The sequence below is a fragment of the Ruegeria sp. CDSB117 genome (assembly GCF_059611005.1).
In genome coordinates, this window is sequence record NZ_JBXWOS010000023.1 from 16,517 (window position 1) to 35,570 (window position 19,054).

The following is a 19,054-nucleotide window of genomic DNA, read 5'->3' on the forward strand; positions in this document are numbered from 1 at the left end:
CGCCCCTCCGATTCTCAGATGCTTGGGCTTATGCCGGCAGGTCGCGCTCCAGCGGTTCCAGCGAACCTTCGCGCGCTGCACCGTCTGCCGACTTGGGCAGTTCGATATCGGCGCAGGTTCCAGCGTCGACCAGAGTCCAGGCATTGCCCTGATAGTCAACGGTCGAGGTGCCCGCGCAGGTGGTGCCGGGGCCAGCGGCACAGTCGTTCTGACCGGCCAGCGAAACGCCATAGCATTTTTCTTTGGCTTGTGCGGAGGCGGTTGTGGCTACGCCAGATACGGCTGCTGCAACTGCGCTTGCGATAACCAGGGTTTTTGCGGTGTTCGACATCTCGGTAATCCCTTTTGATGACTGCGTATGTCTTCTTGTGACAATGACAAAGGTAGTAGCTAAATCGGGGCAGGTGAATTCACGAGCCCGTGTCTCACAACCCCGTCAAAGAGCGTAATGACCTCTTGAAGGTTAACAAACTGTTTTTGAAATGAAAAATGGAAAATGTTTCAATCCGGCCTCTAATTCGAGGCCGGATTTCGTGCAAATTATCGCCGAATGTTACAGAAGGTCGGGCGGGGTAGCCGCCAAAGACAACTCTTTTGTTACAGCCTCAAGCGATTGAACCTGTGTCTGTTTTTCGCCAAGGCGGCGCACACTTACCGTACGCTCGTCAACTTCGCGGTGACCGACGGCCAGAATGATCGGCACCTTGCCGACCGAGTGCTCCCGGACCTTGTAGTTGATCTTTTCGTTGCGAATATCCGCCTCGGCCCGCACGCCAGCGGCCCTGAGCGTTTCGACAACTTCCTGAACATAGTCATCCGCCTCGGATGTGATCGAGGCGACCACGACCTGACGTGGCGCCAACCAGAACGGAAGCTTGCCGGCGTGTTCTTCGATCAAGATGCCGATGAAGCGTTCGAACGAGCCCAGTGTCGCCCGGTGCAGCATGAACGGACGATGCTTTGCGCCATCGGCTCCGATAAAGTTGGCATCCAGACGTTCGGGCAAGTTGGGATCAACTTGCAGGGTGCCGCACTGCCATGTCCGGCCGATCGCGTCGGTCAGAGTGAATTCCAGCTTGGGGCCATAAAACGCGCCTTCGCCTTCTAGGACTTCATAGTCATAGCCCGCTGCCTTACAGGCATCACCCAGCGCCTTTTCGACCAGATCCCAGCTTTCGTCTGATCCGATCCGCTTTTCCGGGCGAGTCGACAGTTTGATGGTCCAGTCATGGAACCCTAAGTCGGAATAGACCTTGGACAGGAACGCGATAAACTTGGCGGTCTCAGATTCGATCTGTTCCTCGGCGCAGAAGATATGGCCATCGTCCTGCGTGAAACCGCGGACCCGCATGATCCCATGCAAAGCGCCCGAGGGTTCATACCGCGCGCAGGATCCAAACTCGGCCATGCGTAGAGGCAGGTCGCGATAGGACTTCAGGCCCTGATTGAACACCTGCACGTGGCACGGGCAGTTCATCGGTTTCAGCGCATTGATCGCCTTTTCGCGGGCGTGCTCCTCGTCCACTTCGACGATGAACATGTTCTCCTGGTATTTGTCCCAGTGGCCCGAAGCTTCCCATAGCTTGCGGTCGACAACTTGAGGGGTGTTCACCTCGACATAGCCGTCTCGTTCCTGCATCCGGCGCATATAGTCCTGCAGGGTGGTATAGATTTTCCATCCATTCGGGTGCCAGAAAATCTGACCCGGTGCCTCTTCCTGCATGTGGAACAGGTTCATCTCGCGACCCAGCTTGCGGTGGTCACGTTTGGCGGCCTCTTCCAGCATGTGCAGGTGCGCTTTCAGCTTTTCCTTGCCGGTGAAGGCCACGCCGTAAATGCGCTGCAGCATCGCGCGGTCGCTGTCGCCACGCCAATAGGCGCCAGCAATGCTCATCAGCTTGAAGGCGTCGCCCGGCAGTTGGCCGGTGTGCTGCAAGTGCGGGCCACGGCAGAGGTCCTGCCAGTGGCCGTGCCAGTACATGCGAAGCGGTTCGTCACCCGGAATGGCTTCGATCAGCTCGACTTTATATGGCTCGTTATTGGCCTTGTAGAATTCGATTGCGCGCTGACGGTCCCAGATTTCGGTGGTGACGGGATCGCGCTTATTGATGATCTCCTTCATCTTTTTCTCGATGAGGCCGAGATCTTCGGGCGTGAACGGTTCTTCCCGGTCGAAATCGTAGTACCAGCCATTGTCAATCACGGGGCCGATGGTGACCTTGGTAGCAGGCCAGATTTCCTGCACTGCACGCGCCATCACATGCGCCAGATCGTGGCGGATCAGCTCGTTGGCCTGCTCTTCATCCTTCATGGTGTGGATGGCGATCTGCGCGTCAGATTCGATGGGCCACTGCAGGTCCCAGTGCTGGCCGTTCACGGTGGCCGAGATGGCCTTTTTGGCCAGTGAGGTCGAGATGTCGGCAGCCACCTGCGCGGGCGTCACGCCTGCGTCAAAGGATCGGGAATTGCCGTCGGGAAAAGTAAGAGAGACTGACTGTGAGTCTAGGGCCATATCGGCTCTCCTCGTCGGTTTGGCGCCCACTGAACGCCCGGTTGCGGGTATCGCCATTTAAGGTTCTGAAAACAGTAATTTTTCTGGACGTTTCGGCGTCACTCGTCACTGTTTTGTGGCTTTTGGCGACAATAAAGCCACGAGGCGTCTCATATAGCGATTGTCAGGGCGGTGCAATCACTGACCTGCACCGTATGGCCCGCCCTCCTGTAAGTCGCCGAACACTGCCCATGCCTCGTGGCAGGCGTTTGCTAGTAGTATGTCATCCTCGGGAATGCTGTTCTTGAAATTGGGGTAGGACATGTGATTGCCCAAGTTCATCAGCACGGTCACGAGGTGGTTGTGTGGGATGAACGCCCGGAAACGATAGTTGCCGTCCGGTGTTTCGATCACCTCGCCGTCCATACCATAATCGCGCAGAAGTTCGGCGTCCTGAGCGCGGCGGAACCGCAGACAGACGCGAGACCCCATGTGCGGCCCGCTGGTCTTGCCGTCCTCATCCTTTGCTACAGCTGAGAAAAAGCCTGAACCCTCGGGCGTCGAGAATGCTACCCACATCTGCAGGTCCCCCTAATTTTTTGGAAAGGGGGGCAGTAGCTATCAGATGTTATGCAAGGTCGTCAAATCGGGGGAGCTTACGTGCGCGGGCGCATGGCCTGTAGGCACAAACCCAAACCTCTAAACCTGGCAATAGCTACGTGATGGTTGGAGACTACTCGGCGTCATTCAGTTTTGCCTCAATCACCTTCTGTTGAGCCAATCTCTCTGGAAGGCGGTCGCTGATCTCTTTGAGCCGCTGTGTTGGATTGACGCTCATGCCTACAGTTCCGCTGTGGGTATGGGTGATGCTAACGCCATCAGCGCGTCCAAATGCTCGGTCCTGAGCTAAGGCCAGCAAGGCAATTTGTTCTTTTCCCGAAAGTTTTCCTGCTACAAATTCACCGTTCTCATCTCGGCGATTGAAGAGTTCGTCCATCGACAAAAGATCGTTCATGCGTTTCACAGCGATCTCGCCGTTCGACTGGATCAACTTTCTTGTCTCGGGGTCCAGCTTGGGTCGCCCACCCGGATTACCGGAATGACCAGGCTTAAAGAGAGGTGTTGGCACAGTGGACTCCTCTGTTCTCAGAAAGTGAAGGCGACAAGTGATAAGTATCTATTTTATATAGCATAATGGATGCCAAATTGCGATCATTTGCGCATTCGATAGATGCACCAGGCAAGGTCGTACAGGTGCCCGCATTTTTGTCTCTCTCTCAAATTTCCTGGGGATGCTGTACAAATGCATTCAAGATTAGCGTAGCCGTGGCTTCCGGCATCGTGGGCTGAACTGTTGTTCGCCACCTATTTTTCCGAGAGGCTGGGGTAAGTGAGGCAGACTGATGTGTAACCTCTATTCGAATACGACCCCGGCAGATGCTATGCGGCAGCTATTCGACGTCGCTGTAGAAAAAGACAGGCTCGGAAATGCGGAACCGCTTCCAGCAATCTACCCAAAGCACATGGCGCCCATCGTCATGAAAGACGAAGACGGGGCGCGTGAACTCGTGTCTCTGTCCTGGGGGTTTCGAACGACCAAGAAATCAAAAAAGACTGGCGCCATCCTGCAACCTCATGCCTGGAACAATGCGCGGGACGACAAGGTCCTGAAGAGCGGGCTGTGGAAGAACAGCTTCGAAGAGCACCGTTGTCTCGTACCTGCAAGTTCGTTCTGCGAGGCGCAAGGGCGCAATCCAGCCACATACCACTGGTTCGCGCTCAAGGGCTCCGGGGCTCGCCCACCATTTGCGTTTGCCGGGATGTGGCAAGTATCGCGATACGAAGGCAAAGAGGGCCCAGAAGAGGTTCCTGCGTACACAGTGATAACCACCTCGGCGAATGACATTGTGCGTCCGATACATCCGCAGAGAATGCCAGTCATACTCCATCCTAGTGACTATGAGGTCTGGTTGGATGGCAGCGCAGCGCAAGCCTTTGAACTGCTAAAGCCTTATGACTCAGATGAGATGGAAATCGTCAGATCGGGCGTAGGAGAAAAGTCTGACACTAGTCTTTGAACGGCACGGTGTTGGAGAGAGTTCACGTCAATGAATGTCCGCTTACCATCTCGCCTTGGACATCCGACAGTTTTTGTCAGATGTCTGCACCGAGCCCAAAGCTGACGTCAAATCGGCCTGAGGGTTGAGCTTCTCACAGTCAAAGAGTTACGCTGAAAATCGATAACCGAGCGATCGTTCGATCGCTTTCGTTTGGAGCCATTATCGACACTTCGGCGAGGTACCAATTGCTTATGCTCAGAACATCCAGATTTAGCGTTGTAGCCGCGTTGTTCCTTTCAGATGCTTTGATGGCCATCCCTCTTGAAGCTCAGGAGGCAGCCCCGGTGACCTATTCGCTTGAAGCAGGCGTGGTTTATGGAGAGGGACTTGTGACAATAGAAGGTAAAGCGGTATCGCGGGATTTATGGATGGATGTCTATCATCCGACCGAAACTGCAGCCACGCCGCGGCCGGCCGTAATTCTCACCTTTGGTGGAGCATTCCATCGCGGCAGTCCAAGGCTTACGTTTCAATCCGGTGGTGCTCAAGATACCTCCATGGGCAACTACTGCCGTCGGTTCGCCGCGCGGGGCTACACGTGCTTTGCAATCGACTATCGGCTAACACCCGAAGGTCCTGTGCCGTCAGCGGAAGGTTATCAAACAGACTGGATCAAACCCGACAGTCTGTTGCCGCTTCTGCCTCAGGCCAACTATATTCGGGAGACTATGGACCTTCCGCCGCTAGATTTCAGCATCCCCGAACAAGAGAAGACAATGGTTGACGGTGTCATCTCTGCTGCCGAAGACTTGCGTAAAGCGGTGCTTCATATCCGCGAGTTGGCGGACCGATACGAGATCGATCCAAACCGTATCGCGCTCGGCGGATTTTCAGCGGGTGCAGTAACATCTTGGAATGTAGCGCACGGCATGGGCGTTCCTGTCTCAGGCGTCTTTCTCTTGTCTGGAACAGATGCCGGATTTGACGTGAACAAGGCGGTTACTGCCTCGTCCAATAGACCACCGATACTCATGTTCATGGGACAGTATGATCTCGCAGGCGCATTGTCTTCCGTTCCACAGCTCATCGCTTACTACAAAAAAGTTGGCGTGGATTACGAGTTCGCATGGGTGCCGGGCTTTGGCCATTTCTATCCTGCTGGAGCAGCCAGTTTAGGTTCCGACGCGGTGAGCAAGTCTGTGGAAGGTCGGATTGCCGAGTTCCTCGAACGCGTTATCGGCAAAGGGTCTTAGCGCGTAGCTTAGTAGCTACGAGAGAGGGTTGCCTAATCTGGCCGCTTAGTTGTTTGGCGTCATGTCCACAATGGTTGGTTCGCGGTCTCCACTCGTTTCAAACACGATCATTTCTTCGCCCATGCCTGCGAAATCAATCTGCTTCATGTCAACCATGTGAACGGTGCGGTCATACATGGTGTGATAGTAGTAAACGAGGTTCTGACTATCGCTTGCGGTCGTGATCTGCGTGGCGCTGTAGAGTAAATCGTTTGATTGAACATCATCTTGAGCACCCTCGGCCGCATCAGCAGGGATGTTGAAGTTATCGAGGATACGAAACGCTTCGCGCACAGTGTCGTAGCCGCCGGTAGTCTCACGTGCAGTTTGCGAGAAGGCAACCGCCCTTACAAATCGTGACGGGGGTGTGAAATCTCCTGGAAGACCAATCATGCCGCTACCTGCGCCCAGCGGTGCAAAAGTGACGCCACTTGCTTCGACTTCCGGCAAACCAAGGGCGGAAAGGTTCACATAGTTGTTGAGGTTGGTCATGTGCCAATCGTAGTTCGGTGAATTGGTAATCACGCCAAGCGGCGCATCAAAGACGGTAAGTTCACCATCGATGTATTCGACGACGATCCGCCCGCCAAAACGGTCCGCCACGAGCATATGAAAGGGGAATGGAAAGCCCAGTGTCTCATCCACGACGCCAACGACACGCACATTTTCCAGCCCGGTTTGCGCTTCTTCGACAGTTTCAAATTGAGATAGTACGTATGAAGCCAGCAGGTCACCGGGTATAGTATTGTCCGCAAGTTCGGGCAGGTATTCTTGATACTCTGTATATCCTGGTAAGTAGAAAAGCCCTGCTGTAAGACCAGCTTCGTTGATCCCATCTGCTGGCGCTCCGTGGTCAAGCATACTGATGCCAACCATGCCAAAGCGCCCTGTCCAAGTCGCACCCTGTGCACCATCCGGCATCGCTCCAGCATTGTAGGTGAACTCTCTTGGGATGATGTTGATTTTGGTTTCAAGGTCGAAAGGACCCCATTCTGCCGTGCGTGCACGAATGATGCTGCCGTCCGCTCCTGAAAGCATGATACCCGTGCATCCCCACGCGATGGAAACGGATGCAACAAGCGCAATGCACGCTCGACCTGTAGCCTTCAAAGCGTCGATCAAATTCATTTCTCACTCCTAAGCTTTTGAGCCAAGAATAACATTTCTACATGAGTGATGCTAATGCGACAACGTCCGGCGGCATAGCGAAAACCAGCTTGCATCAGACAGCTGCGATGGACCTTGGTTTGCAGCAAATTCGTTTGGAATGTAATCGCTGGAGCATTTGATACCTGCTGGTGACAATGACGGCTTCGTCCGCAGAGCGGACATTCACGCAAGCTGCAGCGAATGACTGTTTTGAGCCCTTAGCCGCCGTTCAGTAGACATTGGATTGCTGCAACCGCACACGGATGGTTTGGGCCGGGAGGCTGCCGGTTCCAAAGAACTGTCAGTGTAGCCTGGCACGTACTAGGTAGGCTTCAATTGTGTCACCACCGAGGGCGCGAATGGCCTCCAATCGGTGGAGACCTTCGATCAGCCCGAGCCTCTTGTTGTCGGCGCGCAATTGGATCGGAGTACTCTGGCCGTTCTTCAATATATCCTTGGCAAGCGTCAGAACTTTGTTTTGATCAAGTGTTTTTGCACGCTTTACAGGTACGTAGATCAATTCGAGCGGGTATGGTCTTTTCACCAGCATAAGCTACCCGTGCAACCTTTCGTGCATTTGGTCCCGTTCGGGTTTCCCTTTGAAAGCGCGCGCTGGTACGTACATCAAAGTACCGAACGAACGGCATAGTGCAGTTCCTCATGCATGATCCAAGTCGCTGGCTTATCGTCACTTTCGATATGAGAGAGGGCCACGATTTGTGCAGCACTATCATTCTGTTCCGATACGGTTTCGGGAAGATCGAGGTCCAGATACTCCGCGATCAACAGCCCTGCTTTTTTGAAGGCCTTGATGGATGTCTCGCGCGATTTGTAACCAGCAGCCTGAGATAGTTGACCAACAGTCAGGCCTTTCTTCCCAGCGATTGAGAGTGCTCTGAGCATAGTGATCTGAGCCGGTGTAAACCTGACTTGGCGCAAGGCTTCTGTGTATTCCCGTTCGCTGGGAACAAGCGTGCCAGAATTTCCTTCCAAACGACGTTGATCACAGCGCTTCTTATCACGTTCTTCAAGAATTTCTTTCAACGCCTCAATAGCCATTGCCGGAGTCTCACCAATAGCGTCGGCAATCATGGCTTGTGTCTTGGCGGGTGGCTTGGGGAACGCCCGCGCAACGCTGTTGCCGCTCAAAATACCCGCTTTTATTAAGTACCTTCCGAACTCTTCTTCAATAACTCCAGATACGTCAGCATTTCGCGATTTTCGAACACTTCGGTCCTGAAATTCTCGCTGTTCCCGACCAAGAACTGACGCTTTTGCGTTTTGAAGACTGACTTGAGGGGCTCTATTGCGCATCAGAGGAACACCACCACAACAACCGCCGCTACGAGCACCACTGACGCGATAAATAATTTGATTCCGTAAGTTAGGCGGCGAGCCCTTTCGGCTTTGAGCTTTTTGCCCAGTTTTTCGTCAATCGAATCTAGAGTCACAGTTTGATCCTTCCGGCTCTTTCGTGGCGGCGGTGGCTTACAACAGCCTAATGTCGCGACAGTTTTTCAACGCATTTGTCGTTCTGGCGATTGAAGGGTTGATTGCATTCCCAACTATCGCCTCGTCGGTTTATATGAGCGTTTGATGGGACGATGATTGCCATGCATTTGCCTTTGATTGTGCGGAAACCACGCTCGCATTTCCATCCGGCATAGGGGTCAGATGTGAGGTATGCGTGATCAGGAATGGCTACAGGTTCGCAGCCACTTTCTGAAGCAATGAAACCTCTCAGGCATACCCAACCATCTCCGCTGTTCTTTTCGGTCAGGCGACCGTTCAGAGGGACTTCGATAGCAACACAGTTCCGGCCCTCTTTGCGAAATCCCCAGTTGCAATGTATTTCTTGCACACCAAATCGGGTATCAACGAACCCGTTTTCCGGTGCAATTACTTCCTCACACTCTTCACCAATACGTCGAAACAATCGATTGCAGGTCCACCGATCTCCCGTTGACGCGAGGAAGGCATTTTCAGGAATTGCTATTTCCTCACAAATATCCCCAATACGCTGGAATCCGTGATTGCATTCCCAGCCACGTCCATAGGAACTGCCTGTCAAATATGTGTTTTCAGGCGCTAACTGAGCTGAGAGCTTCGTTCCCGAAATCAACACGATTAATGTCAAGATCAAACACGAAATATCGCGCATATATATGATTGAAGTCTGGTTAGTGTGGTGTCTGGGGCCGGACCTATCGGGCATCAGACACGCTGTTGATGAGCCATATATTGTTCATGTACCGCCTGCTTTCATGTGTCGTTCGCCGTCTGACAAATATCAGGAAACAATTGCAAAAGTTTGCGAGTAACGAGTTCGTTCCGAGCACCCTAGCGGAACCCGTTCCTAAGCTGGGGCACATGCTACAGGTTTTAGGAAGGCGGTTGGATCATCGAAGTCGGCAGCATTGCGACGACGAATAAATTTCTCCAACACATTCTTGTGGTTCTTATCAGGCATAGAGTCAAGGAAGTATCCTTTGTCGCTAAGTCCACATTATGCGCAAAAGCATGCGCAGATTGATGCCTAGGCTGTAGAAGTGGCGAGCGACGGCTTAGCGCCCTCTCTGTTCGTTGGGTGCCCTAATATGAAAGTCAGCCATCGTCGTCTAGCAACCTTGCAGCCATGTCTGATTTGGTCTGGCTGCGGCCTTCCGGAGCGAAAAAGCGGATGTCCGAAAAGTCCGCCTAGCAGCCTTTGATAGGCTCGGCAGCGAAAGCCTGCTTTCCGCCCTAAACGACAAATGCTGCTAGGCGCAAAAAAGCAAAATTTGCAAATTTCCGCGGACGGACCTAGTCCGCCGTCTGAAGTGGGACCAGGTTTCTTCGTTTGCAGCTCGCTTTACCGAAGCACGCATAACATTGCGATTAAAAAGGGTCTTTCGGCTGGTTTGTCGGAAATCTCGTCAGAGAAAATACCGCTTCCTGGATTGACTATGTCAACAGTCCGACCGACCTCGGAGACAATAACGGCACTGTCAGAAGAAACTTATTGAGGCGGGCAGGGCGAGCACTTAGCGTCGCAGGATGACAAAACGCAGCCCTTTTCGCTACTTCAAGACGAGCCCCGAGATCATTTGTCTGGCCGTCATGATGTATGTTCGGTTTCCGCTTTCGCTTCGCAATGTTGAAGATCTTTTGCACGAGCGCGGCATCGAGATCAGCCACGAAACTGTGCGTTATTGGTGGAACAGATTTGGCCCGATATTCGCGGCAGAGATCCGCAGAAACAGGGTCAATCGGATGCGATCTTATTCGAACTGGCAGTGGCATCTGGACGAGGTCTTCGTGAAGATCAATGGCGAGACGCACTACCTATGGCGGGCTGTGGATCACGAAGGCGAGGTGCTGGAAAGTTATGTGACCAAGCGCCGTGACCGCAAAGCTGCGTTGAAATTCCTCAGAAAATCAATGAAACGCTAAGGTCAACCTGAATCCATCGTGACGGACAAACTGCGGTCTAATGGTGCGGCGATGAGAGTTGTCGGGAACGGTAGTCGGCAAGAGACCGGCCGCTGGCTGAACAATCGGGCCGAGAATTCCCATCTGCCATTTCGACGACGAGAACGTGCGATGCTCCGCTTCAGGCAAATGCGATGTTTGCAGAAGTTCGCCGCAGTTCATTCTTCCGTCCACAACCATTTCAATCAGGAACGCGCCCTCTACAGCAGAGACAATTTCAAGCTCAACCGCGCCGCTGCTCTCTCCGAGTGGCGACAACTTTGTTCAGCATAAGTTCCGGCATTTAGGGGTAAACAGAGACTGGTTCGAATTGGTCTGACAGCACCGTTCGAATTCGTCTGACAGTACCTAAACCCTACTTGTGAAGGCCGACGGAGAAAGGCCTTCCCACCTTGAGAATGCCTCTGAAAAACTCTGCCGATGCTCGAAGCCAAGTATTTCGGCAGTTTCAACTATGTCTTTTCCAGCCACTAGGAGGCGCTTTGATGCAAGGTGCCGCTCAGTCTGAACGATTGCACGAAAAGAAGTTCCTTCAGACTTCAAACGAAGTTGAAGCGTCCGCTCGTGTAATTGCAGTGCTCCACAGGTGTTGACTAGAGACCATGGCGCAACTCCGAATGAAGCACGAACTAGGCCGGCGACAATGTCCTTCGTCAGTGGTTTTTCGCAAGCCTTTATGGATTCATCGGCCAAATAGCGCGAAAACACTTCGGCTCTCAGTGCATCCATTTTGGACATCTGCGACTTGAGTGCTTCTTCGTCGAACGAAATGTACCCTTGGGTGGAAGCCCTAACGCGACTGATAGCGGAGTTGAACAGAACGTGCGTCGAACAGCCATTAGGGTAGGAAACATCAATGTCCGGATCGGTGCGATTGTTTGCAAGGCAGACAACGTTGGCCAATAGAGTTATTGTGTATTGAACATCTTTGGCGCCTTCAAAAGCTTCAAAAGGATTGAAATACCAGATATGGCAACGCTTTTTGTAGGTTCTGATTACTAACTCTGAATCGCTCTGATAGTACAACAGCGCAGACTTGGCGATCTGCAAAGCGTCCCACAAGGTATCAGCGGAAACGATTGCGCGACCAAAAACGCCCAAATCTTCCACTTTCTGAACATAGCCTGCTCGGGCAAAGAAATCATCATCGCCAGCGAACCGAGTTATTTCCTTCATGCCCTTTAGGTAGTTGGAAACGTCAACAATCTCCTCTGGCTCCGTTGGCAGGTTGAAAGAATGCAGCGTTTTTTGAAACATCCGAGCGTTGTCAGTAAGCAAGGAGATTGGACCATGGAATGAGCCCGCTCTAATCGTGAATTCGTTGACCTTTTCACTCATACACTGTGCTCGGACAGTGATTCATTATGTGCTTCGGCGAGTTTAGCGAATCTCCTCATATAACTTCTTATACATGAATGCTTCCTGTCGTTGGCAGGCTAACACACGTTTTTCGTGAATATAAATGTTGCTCTTGCAGCCTTGATTCGTATTTGCCGACAGATTGAAGGGCAAACACCGCTAACCAATGGGGTCATCGTGGGAATGAACTTTGATCGCGATGTCACCAGTCTGTCGATTGATGCGTTGGTTTCGAATTTTTCAGGAGAGCACATGAAACATAATTTGGGCATAACAAAGTCAGCGATATTGGGTGCTTTGTCGGTCGCTGTCCTCGTGGTTGGCACACCAGTTTCTGCACAAGACAAACCAAACATTCTAGTGATTTGGGGAGACGATATTGGGCAATCCAACATATCCGCTTACACTAGGGGATTAATGGGCTACGAAACGCCCAATATCGACCGGGTTGCTGATGAAGGCATGATGTTCACCGACTACTATGGGGAGCAGTCCTGTACAGCTGGTCGGGCTTCTTACATTATGGGACAGTCTGTCTATAGAACCGGCTTGTCCAAGGTAGGCCTCCCGGGCGCAGACTTGGGTATGAAGGAAGAAGATCCCACGATTGCGGGCCTTCTGAAGCCTTTAGGATACATGACCGGTCAGTTTGGGAAAAATCACCTTGGTGATCAGGACAGCATGCTTCCCACAAACCATGGTTTTGATGAGTTTTTCGGAAACCTGTACCATTTGAATGCGGAAGAAGAGCCAGAAAATCGCGACTATCCCGGCGACGCGGTTTTGGCGGACGGCCAGACCTTCCGCGAGGCATTTGGCCCTCGTGGCGTTATCAAGTCTTCGGCTGATGGGCTTGTTGAAGACACGGGACCATTGACCAAAAAACGGATGGAGACAGTCGACGATGAAACCGTTGCAGCTGCCGTCGACTTTATCAAAAATGCGCACGAACAAGGCAAACCTTTCTACGTTTGGTGGAACGGCACACGGATGCACTTCCGTACACATGTGAAAGACGAATTGTTCGGGATCTCGGGACAAGATGAGTATGGCGATGGCATGGTCGAACATGACATGCACGTCGGTCAGCTATTGGATGTGCTTGACGAACTGGGCATTGCTGACAACACCATTGTTCATTATTCGACTGATAATGGCCCCCACAAGAATACATGGCCAGATGCTGGCACCAACCCGTTCTACAGTGAAAAGAACACCAACTGGGAAGGTGGATGGCGGGTACCCTCGCTCGTGCGTTGGCCTGGGAAAATAGAACCTGACTCTGTTTCAAACGAAATCATGCACCACATGGATTGGTTGCCGACGTTGTTGGCAGCAGCGGGCAATGAGACCATCAAGGAAGATTTGAAAGCAGGTGGCGTTCAAGCCATTGGTCGCGAATATAAAGTGCATCTAGATGGCTACAACTTCTTGCCCGTTCTTACTGGTGAAACAAAAAACGGCCCGCGACATGAGATTTTCTATTTCGCGGATACCGGAGAATTAACAGCCTTGCGCTATGACGATTGGAAACTGATTTTCCTTGAGCAAAAAGCTGTTTCGACATTGCGTGCGTGGATCGAACCTTGGACCCCACTTCGCGTCCCTTTGATCACCAACCTGCGGCGTGATCCATTCGAACAGGCGCATCTAACATCCAATACTTACTACGACTGGATGATTGATCGGATCTATTTCCTGGTGCCCGCACAAAAGTATGTAGGCCAGTTCCTGGCTACATTCCAGGAGTTCCCACCGCGTCAGAAGCCAGCCAGCTTTTCAATTGATCAGGTCATGGAACTGATGGCGGCAAATAACGGAAGTAAGTAGTTTCGAGCTTGCTAAACTTAATTCATGCGCGGTGTTGGGAGAGAACCGCGCATGGAGTTCAGAGATGAAACATCGTCACGGGATAGCGTCAGGACGTACATTCTTTTGTGTGTCACTGCGCTGCAAAAAACAATTTTCAACTAGGGAGAGAAACGATGAGTGATTTGGTCATTATTGTCTTCGAGGGCCGTCATACAGCAGACGAAGCACTTTTGCGTCTGCAAAAAATGAGCCTGGATTGGGAAGTCGATCTCGACGAGGTCGTGGTAATGACCCGCGATAAGAACGGCGTAGTGCGGACCCGGAATTCCGATACTCTTACAGCAACGGGTTTCGTCGGAGGCACTTCTCTTGGAGCACTGACCGGCACTTTGATCGGTGCCATGGTCGGTAACCCTGCTGCCGGGTTTATTGCAGGTTCGGCTGTTGGTGCTGGCTCTGGGACACTTGCAGGAATGCTGGATCAAGCAGACGAAGAGGACGCATTGGCAGCTCGCGTCGGCTCAAAGATGGGCCCTGACTCATCGGCTCTGGCCGTTATCGGGTGGTCAAACCGACCTACGAAGTTGTTGGGCGAATTGGAGGGCATGAAGGGCGAGGTTATCGAGACATCATTGTCTGTCAGTGATGAAAAAGAGCTTCGTGCCGCTTTGTCCGGAAACTGACCAGTTTGTTTTGGGGGCGGGCTGCTTGATCACCCGGCGACCTGAATTCAATTTTCACATTGTCGAGACGGGATCAGTAATATGAAAAAAGTTCTGAGAACAACGGCTCTCTTGTGTGCTTTCGCAATTGGAGACCCAATGTATGCGCTCGCACAGTCCACACCTCATGTGGCTGGCGGTGTTGTTGTCGAGTACAACAATCTTGATGTCGCCTTAGTCGCTTCCGGTTGGAGCGTAGTCGAGCTTTTACGCGGTGATGTTTACAATGCTGGTGGCGACTTTGTGGGATATGTCCATGATGCGCTCGTCTTGCCGGATGGTGATACGACCTTTGTGATCGTCAACGTCGCCGGCTTCCTGAACATCGGTGAAAAGTTGATCGCGCTGCCAGCGGTCGCCTTCGAGATAAACGCGGATGGCGATCTGGTTTTGCCCAATGCGACCAAGGAAAATCTGAAAAGCCTGCCGCGCTTTCACTACGCTCGAAACTAAACGGAAGGTCGCACTCGACAGGCTTTGACCTGCTTGAGGGCGCCTAAACGCAAAAGCAGTCGCCAGTGTTTGAAAATGCAATCGACCAAGGGAAAGATACAATGAGTATGGGAAACTCAGACAACGATCTGCAAAAATACTGGGGCTGGTTTCTTGGACTCGGGATTGTGTTGGCTATCGGGGGTGTATTCGCAATTTTTGCACCTTTTTTGGTATCATTGGCCATTGAATTTGCTGTGGGATTTGTTTTCGCTGTAGGTGGCTTCGTGGTGCTAGTGCAGGTTTTCACCACCAAAGATGGCTGGAATGCAAGGCTCATCTATTCCATCTTGGGGGGCTTCAATCTGATTGCCGGGTTGTTGCTGATATTTCGCCCTCTTGAAGGGCTCATGGCGCTTACGTTGGTCTTGATTGTTGCAATTTTTGTGAATGGCTTGGTGCGGATTGCAGTGGGCGTGATGGCGCGACCGGATCAAGGTTCTGGCTGGGTCATTTCCGTTGGTTGTGTGTCCGTACTGACATCGGGATATCTGTTGGCGAAGTACCCCGAAGTGAGCGTGATGCTGTTGGGGATCGTTGCAGGCGTATCGCTGATCGGTGAGGGCGCAGGATATATCCGCTTTGCCCGTGGCCTAAGGAACGACGTGTCGGTCGCGGTCTGAAAAAAACGACCCAAAACTGTGGCAAACGTTGGGTAGACACTGATTCTACTGTTACAAAAAGGACGAAATACGTGATCGAACCAAAAACTTTTCCCCTGCTAATCAAATGGTTGGTTGTTGGAGTCAGCTTGGTCGTTCCGTCTGTCTCAAGCGCTCAAGTCAAGCCTCGACTGGTTCTTCAAATTACTGTTGATCAGTTGCGTGGAGACCTAATCGACAGATTCAGTATCCACATAGGAGAGGGCGGCTTTCGCTATTTGTTGGATCATGGCGTCAATTTTACAAATGCTCATCACCGCCATGCCAACACTGAAACAATTGTCGGGCACACGACGCTCGCAACCGGCACGGACCCTGCTATCCATGGTATGGTAGCCAACCTGTGGTTTGATCGAAAAACTGGCAAGCCTTTCTATAACGTGCAGGATCCGGACTATCCTTTGGTGGGGGCTTCCGGAGTCGATGCGGAGAACGAAATCGATCCGACCCAACGAGCAGCCACAACTGACGGTCGATCTCCCCGCAATATCATCAGTTCAACTATCTCCGATGAAATTGGCCTGCACTTTGGGCCGACTTCAAAAGTGTTTGGTGTGTCGGTCAAGGATCGCGGTGCAATTGCAATGGCAGGTCACGCTGGTGACGCTTACTGGTTCTCAAAGTCAGAAGGCCGGTTTGTTACAAGCACGTTCTATCGCGACGCCTACCCCGGTTGGATTGAGGATTGGAACTCAAAGGGCCTTGTCGCATCATATGCCAATCGATCTTGGACTCTTCTGGGAGACGTCGGGAAGTATGCCTTTGCAGACCGCGACGACCAACCGTGGGAAACCGATATACAGGGGTTTGGCCGGACATTTCCGCATAACTGGGGAGCGGCAGAAGGGAAATACTTCACAACGCTCTTAACCCTCAGCCCGGCTGGGGATGAAATAACAGTAGATTTTGCCAAAGCCCTGTTGGATGCAGAAAAACTGGGGCAAGATGACGTTACTGATTATCTGTCGGTCAGCTTGTCATCTACAGACTATGTCGGCCATTTGTTCGGCCCTTCAAGCCTAGAAGCCGAAGACAATTTCGCGCATCTCGACAGGCAAATCGCTGACCTATTAACACATGTGGATGCCGTAGTTGGTCTAGAAAACACATTGATCGTTTTGTCGGCAGATCACGGCGCACCGGAACACCCGGAGTTTCTGGCGACTCTAGGCATTGAAGCTGGTTTGTTCAGCTTTGAACGCGTCGATACAGAACCAGGATTTGTGCGTCTTCAAATGGATTTTGGTGAATCCGCTGATCTGGTTCAGAACTTTTCCAACCCCTACGTCTATTTGGACCAAGATCTTATTTCCAAACGCTCTTTGGATCCTTTGGTCGTCGAGCGAGCTGTTGCTGAGGAACTTCAAAAGCTCCCCGGCATTGCCTATGCGGTTGGGAGTTCAGATTTGCGACGCGGATCGTTTGCAAAAACTAAGATTAGCGATGCCGTCTTGGCTAACTTTAATCCAGATCGGTCGGGAGATATCTATGTGGTGTTCGAACCGCATTGGTTTGTGGCTGATTTTGACGGGTTGCACGTTGCGTCTGCTCATGGCTCTCCCTGGACATACGACACACACGTTCCCCTGATTATTACAGGTTCAAATATTGTTCCACAAACCGTCGCACGACGCGTCGAAACTGTGGATGTCGCGCCTACGATTGCGTCTCTTCTGGGCACTAAGCCGCCTTCCGGAGCGGTGGGTGTACCTTTGCCAGAAGCGATGCCCGAGACAAAGGGAGCCCCATGAAATCCTTCTTTAAGCGCTTAGCTCAATTTTCCGTTTTGTGCGTCGCCAGCACTCCGGCCTATGCGCAATCTGATGCAGCGCAAGCCAACAATCCTCTGGCTGATATCACAGCGTTCAATATCCAAAACTATTATATCGGTGACTTTACAGGACCAGATAATGCGACCGGAAATCAATTTGTTCTGCGCTATGCAAAGCCGGTCACTTTAGGCAGCTCCAATTGGCTGATCCGAGCCTCGTTGCCATTTAACTCGTTACCGGTGGGAACAGATGGCCAAACTTTGAGTGGCGTCGGAGATTTTGATGTTTTTGCGGCCTATCAGTTTAATACGGGTAACCCCGGAATTAGTTTTGCGCTTGGTCCGCAAGTGGTCGTGCCAACAGCCTCCGACGACCGCTTGGGAGCCGATCAATGGCAGCTTGGGTTAGCCAACGTTTATTTCAATGCAACTTCGCCTGTCTTTCAGTATGGATATCTTCTGACATGGCGTGGAGGCGTTGGGGATACAAATGGGCGCCAACGTGCCAATTTGGGTGCCTTTCAACCCTTTGTTTTTTACCAACTGGGCAATGGGTACTACACGGGCGGCGCCCCGATCTGGACCTACAATTTTGTTAATGACAGCTATTCTGTCCCATTGGGCATTCGCCTAGGCAAGGTCACCAAACGCGGCAATACCGTTTACAACTTTTTTGTCGAACCGCAGTACTCGGTTTTTGACAAAGGAATCGGCCTGCCCAAATGGCAAATTTACGCGGCACTTAACATGCAGTTTCAATGAGCATTTAGTGTTTAGAAAAGTTCCTGTCCACTAAGAAATTCCCGCCTAAAATCAACCATCAGGAGTACCAACATGGAAAAGTTTATTGCCGTCGTTTTCGAGGATGATGCTGCTGCATTCAAGGGTGAAACCGCACTGCGCGCGCTACATATCCAAGGAGATCTCGCGGTGTATGCCGCTGCCGTCATTGGGAAAGATCTCGAAGGCAAAGTTGAAGTTAAGAAGGTGGAAGATGAAGGGCCTTTGGGAACGGCACTGGGCCTCGTTCTCGGCGGAATGGTTGGTGTTTTGGCCGGCCCGGTGGCAGTCGCATCCGGAGCTGCAGTCGCCGGATCTGCCGCAGCAGCATCAGTGGCCGCCTCAGGAATGGCTGTCGGATCGATGACAGGTGGTTTGTTTGGTGTCTACAGAGATCTTTGGGTTGCGGGAATAGATTCTACGATGCTTGACGAAATCAGCATCGAACTTATTCCTGGTAAATCTTGCTTGGTGGCCTCGGTTGACGAAGTTTGGACATCGCCATTGGATGTCAAAATGACCGAGGCTGGAGGAGTGGTTTTCCGCAAGCCACGCGCCGATGCAATCGATGAACAATACGCTGCTGAAATGGCGGAACTTAATCGGGAAATTGCAGAGCTAAAAGACGAGTGGAAGCAATCTAACGAAGAAACCAAACAAGCAATCCACGACAAAATCGACGCAACCAAGGCAAAGGCAAGTATAGCCAAAGAAAAAATCTCGCAACGTATCACCGAACTGAACAGCCAAACAGCTGCAAGGCTCGAGGCGATTGACGAGCAAATTGCGGTGGCCAAAGAAAATACAAGGAACAAGTTTGAAAAGCGTAAAGCTGAAATTCAGGCAGACTACAAAGAACGAAAGGCCAAGCTAGATGCGTCAATGTCACTGGCCAAAGAAGCGTTGACCTAATTCTTTTTAGTAAGATGTTTAAACATCCAACCGGCACCGTTTAATATTGGCAGTGCAGATAAACCGGAGAGCCGTCTCTCG

Annotated in this window: 18 protein-coding genes and 1 pseudogene; 10 read left to right on the forward strand and 9 right to left on the reverse strand. The window is 51.9% G+C overall.

Annotated elements, in window-relative coordinates:
* Positions 1-28: 28 nt before the first annotated feature.
* The 4 genes from AC2FJC_RS20010 to AC2FJC_RS20025 form a co-directional block, all read right to left on the reverse strand.
* Complete coding sequence (locus tag AC2FJC_RS20010; RefSeq protein ID WP_058275886.1) at positions 29-331, reverse strand: BufA1 family periplasmic bufferin-type metallophore; 303 nt, start codon at positions 329-331, stop codon at positions 29-31.
* A gap of 222 nt (positions 332-553) precedes the next feature.
* Positions 554-2,512: a threonine--tRNA ligase gene (gene thrS, locus AC2FJC_RS20015; protein ID WP_496741065.1), complete on the reverse strand. Its 1,959-nt coding sequence runs from the start codon at positions 2,510-2,512 to the stop codon at positions 554-556.
* Between the two features lie 177 nt (positions 2,513-2,689).
* Positions 2,690-3,070, reverse strand: coding sequence for a hypothetical protein (locus AC2FJC_RS20020; protein WP_496741067.1), 381 nt, complete (start codon positions 3,068-3,070; stop codon positions 2,690-2,692).
* A 154-nt stretch (positions 3,071-3,224) separates the two neighbouring features.
* Positions 3,225-3,542, reverse strand: a complete 318-nt coding sequence (locus tag AC2FJC_RS20025) for a hypothetical protein (protein ID WP_496741069.1) — start codon at positions 3,540-3,542, stop codon at positions 3,225-3,227.
* A 352-nt stretch (positions 3,543-3,894) separates the two neighbouring features.
* Here AC2FJC_RS20025 and AC2FJC_RS20030 point away from each other — a divergent pair, with 352 nt between their 5' ends.
* Positions 3,895-4,569, forward strand: a complete 675-nt coding sequence (locus AC2FJC_RS20030; protein WP_496741071.1) for an SOS response-associated peptidase — start codon at positions 3,895-3,897, stop codon at positions 4,567-4,569.
* Positions 4,570-4,895: 326 nt separating this feature from the next.
* A complete protein-coding gene (locus tag AC2FJC_RS20035; RefSeq protein ID WP_496741073.1) occupies positions 4,896-5,804 on the forward strand; it encodes an alpha/beta hydrolase in 909 nt (302 codons plus the stop codon).
* Positions 5,805-5,849: 45 nt separating this feature from the next.
* Here AC2FJC_RS20035 and AC2FJC_RS20040 read toward each other — a convergent pair whose 3' ends face one another.
* From AC2FJC_RS20040 to AC2FJC_RS20055, 4 genes are all read right to left on the reverse strand, one after another.
* A complete protein-coding gene (locus AC2FJC_RS20040) occupies positions 5,850-6,971 on the reverse strand; it encodes a linear amide C-N hydrolase (RefSeq protein ID WP_496741075.1) in 1,122 nt (373 codons plus the stop codon).
* A 322-nt stretch (positions 6,972-7,293) separates the two neighbouring features.
* Complete coding sequence (locus AC2FJC_RS20045; RefSeq protein ID WP_496741077.1) at positions 7,294-7,542, reverse strand: ParB N-terminal domain-containing protein; 249 nt, start codon at positions 7,540-7,542, stop codon at positions 7,294-7,296.
* A gap of 74 nt (positions 7,543-7,616) precedes the next feature.
* A complete protein-coding gene (locus AC2FJC_RS20050) occupies positions 7,617-8,306 on the reverse strand; it encodes a hypothetical protein (protein WP_160116404.1) in 690 nt (229 codons plus the stop codon).
* Positions 8,307-8,490: 184 nt separating this feature from the next.
* A complete protein-coding gene (locus AC2FJC_RS20055) occupies positions 8,491-9,153 on the reverse strand; it encodes a hypothetical protein (RefSeq protein ID WP_496741079.1) in 663 nt (220 codons plus the stop codon).
* An 875-nt stretch (positions 9,154-10,028) separates the two neighbouring features.
* On the opposite strand from AC2FJC_RS20055, the pseudogene AC2FJC_RS20060 reads away from it, so the two are divergent.
* A pseudogene (locus AC2FJC_RS20060) lies at positions 10,029-10,736 on the forward strand (IS6 family transposase).
* A gap of 75 nt (positions 10,737-10,811) precedes the next feature.
* Here AC2FJC_RS20060 and AC2FJC_RS20065 read toward each other — a convergent pair.
* The gene (locus AC2FJC_RS20065; RefSeq protein WP_496741081.1) at positions 10,812-11,801 is read right to left on the reverse strand and encodes an AraC family transcriptional regulator; all 990 of its coding nucleotides are present in this window, start codon (positions 11,799-11,801) and stop codon (positions 10,812-10,814) included.
* A gap of 273 nt (positions 11,802-12,074) precedes the next feature.
* On the opposite strand from AC2FJC_RS20065, the gene AC2FJC_RS20070 reads away from it, so the two are divergent.
* The 7 genes from AC2FJC_RS20070 to AC2FJC_RS20100 all read left to right on the forward strand — a co-directional run bounded on the left by AC2FJC_RS20070 (position 12,075) and on the right by AC2FJC_RS20100 (position 18,973).
* Positions 12,075-13,652 (forward strand): arylsulfatase, encoded by a 1,578-nt coding sequence (locus AC2FJC_RS20070; RefSeq protein WP_496741117.1) that lies wholly within the window; start codon positions 12,075-12,077, stop codon positions 13,650-13,652.
* 155 nt (positions 13,653-13,807) lie between these two features.
* Entirely contained in the window at positions 13,808-14,317 is a 510-nt protein-coding gene (locus AC2FJC_RS20075) for a DUF1269 domain-containing protein (protein WP_271946075.1), read from the forward strand.
* 138 nt (positions 14,318-14,455) lie between these two features.
* Positions 14,456-14,809 (forward strand): PRC-barrel domain-containing protein, encoded by a 354-nt coding sequence (locus AC2FJC_RS20080; protein WP_271946077.1) that lies wholly within the window; start codon positions 14,456-14,458, stop codon positions 14,807-14,809.
* Between the two features lie 65 nt (positions 14,810-14,874).
* A complete protein-coding gene (locus tag AC2FJC_RS20085) occupies positions 14,875-15,471 on the forward strand; it encodes an HdeD family acid-resistance protein (RefSeq protein ID WP_496741083.1) in 597 nt (198 codons plus the stop codon).
* A gap of 71 nt (positions 15,472-15,542) precedes the next feature.
* A complete protein-coding gene (locus tag AC2FJC_RS20090) occupies positions 15,543-17,261 on the forward strand; it encodes an alkaline phosphatase family protein (RefSeq protein ID WP_496741085.1) in 1,719 nt (572 codons plus the stop codon).
* Positions 17,258-18,043: a hypothetical protein gene (locus AC2FJC_RS20095; protein WP_496741087.1), complete on the forward strand. Its 786-nt coding sequence runs from the start codon at positions 17,258-17,260 to the stop codon at positions 18,041-18,043. The genes AC2FJC_RS20090 and AC2FJC_RS20095 overlap by 4 nt, the downstream gene beginning before the upstream one ends.
* A gap of 72 nt (positions 18,044-18,115) precedes the next feature.
* On the forward strand, positions 18,116-18,973 hold the full coding sequence (locus AC2FJC_RS20100; RefSeq protein WP_496741089.1) for a DUF1269 domain-containing protein: 858 nt from the start codon (positions 18,116-18,118) through the stop codon (positions 18,971-18,973).
* Positions 18,974-19,054: the final 81 nt, after the last annotated feature.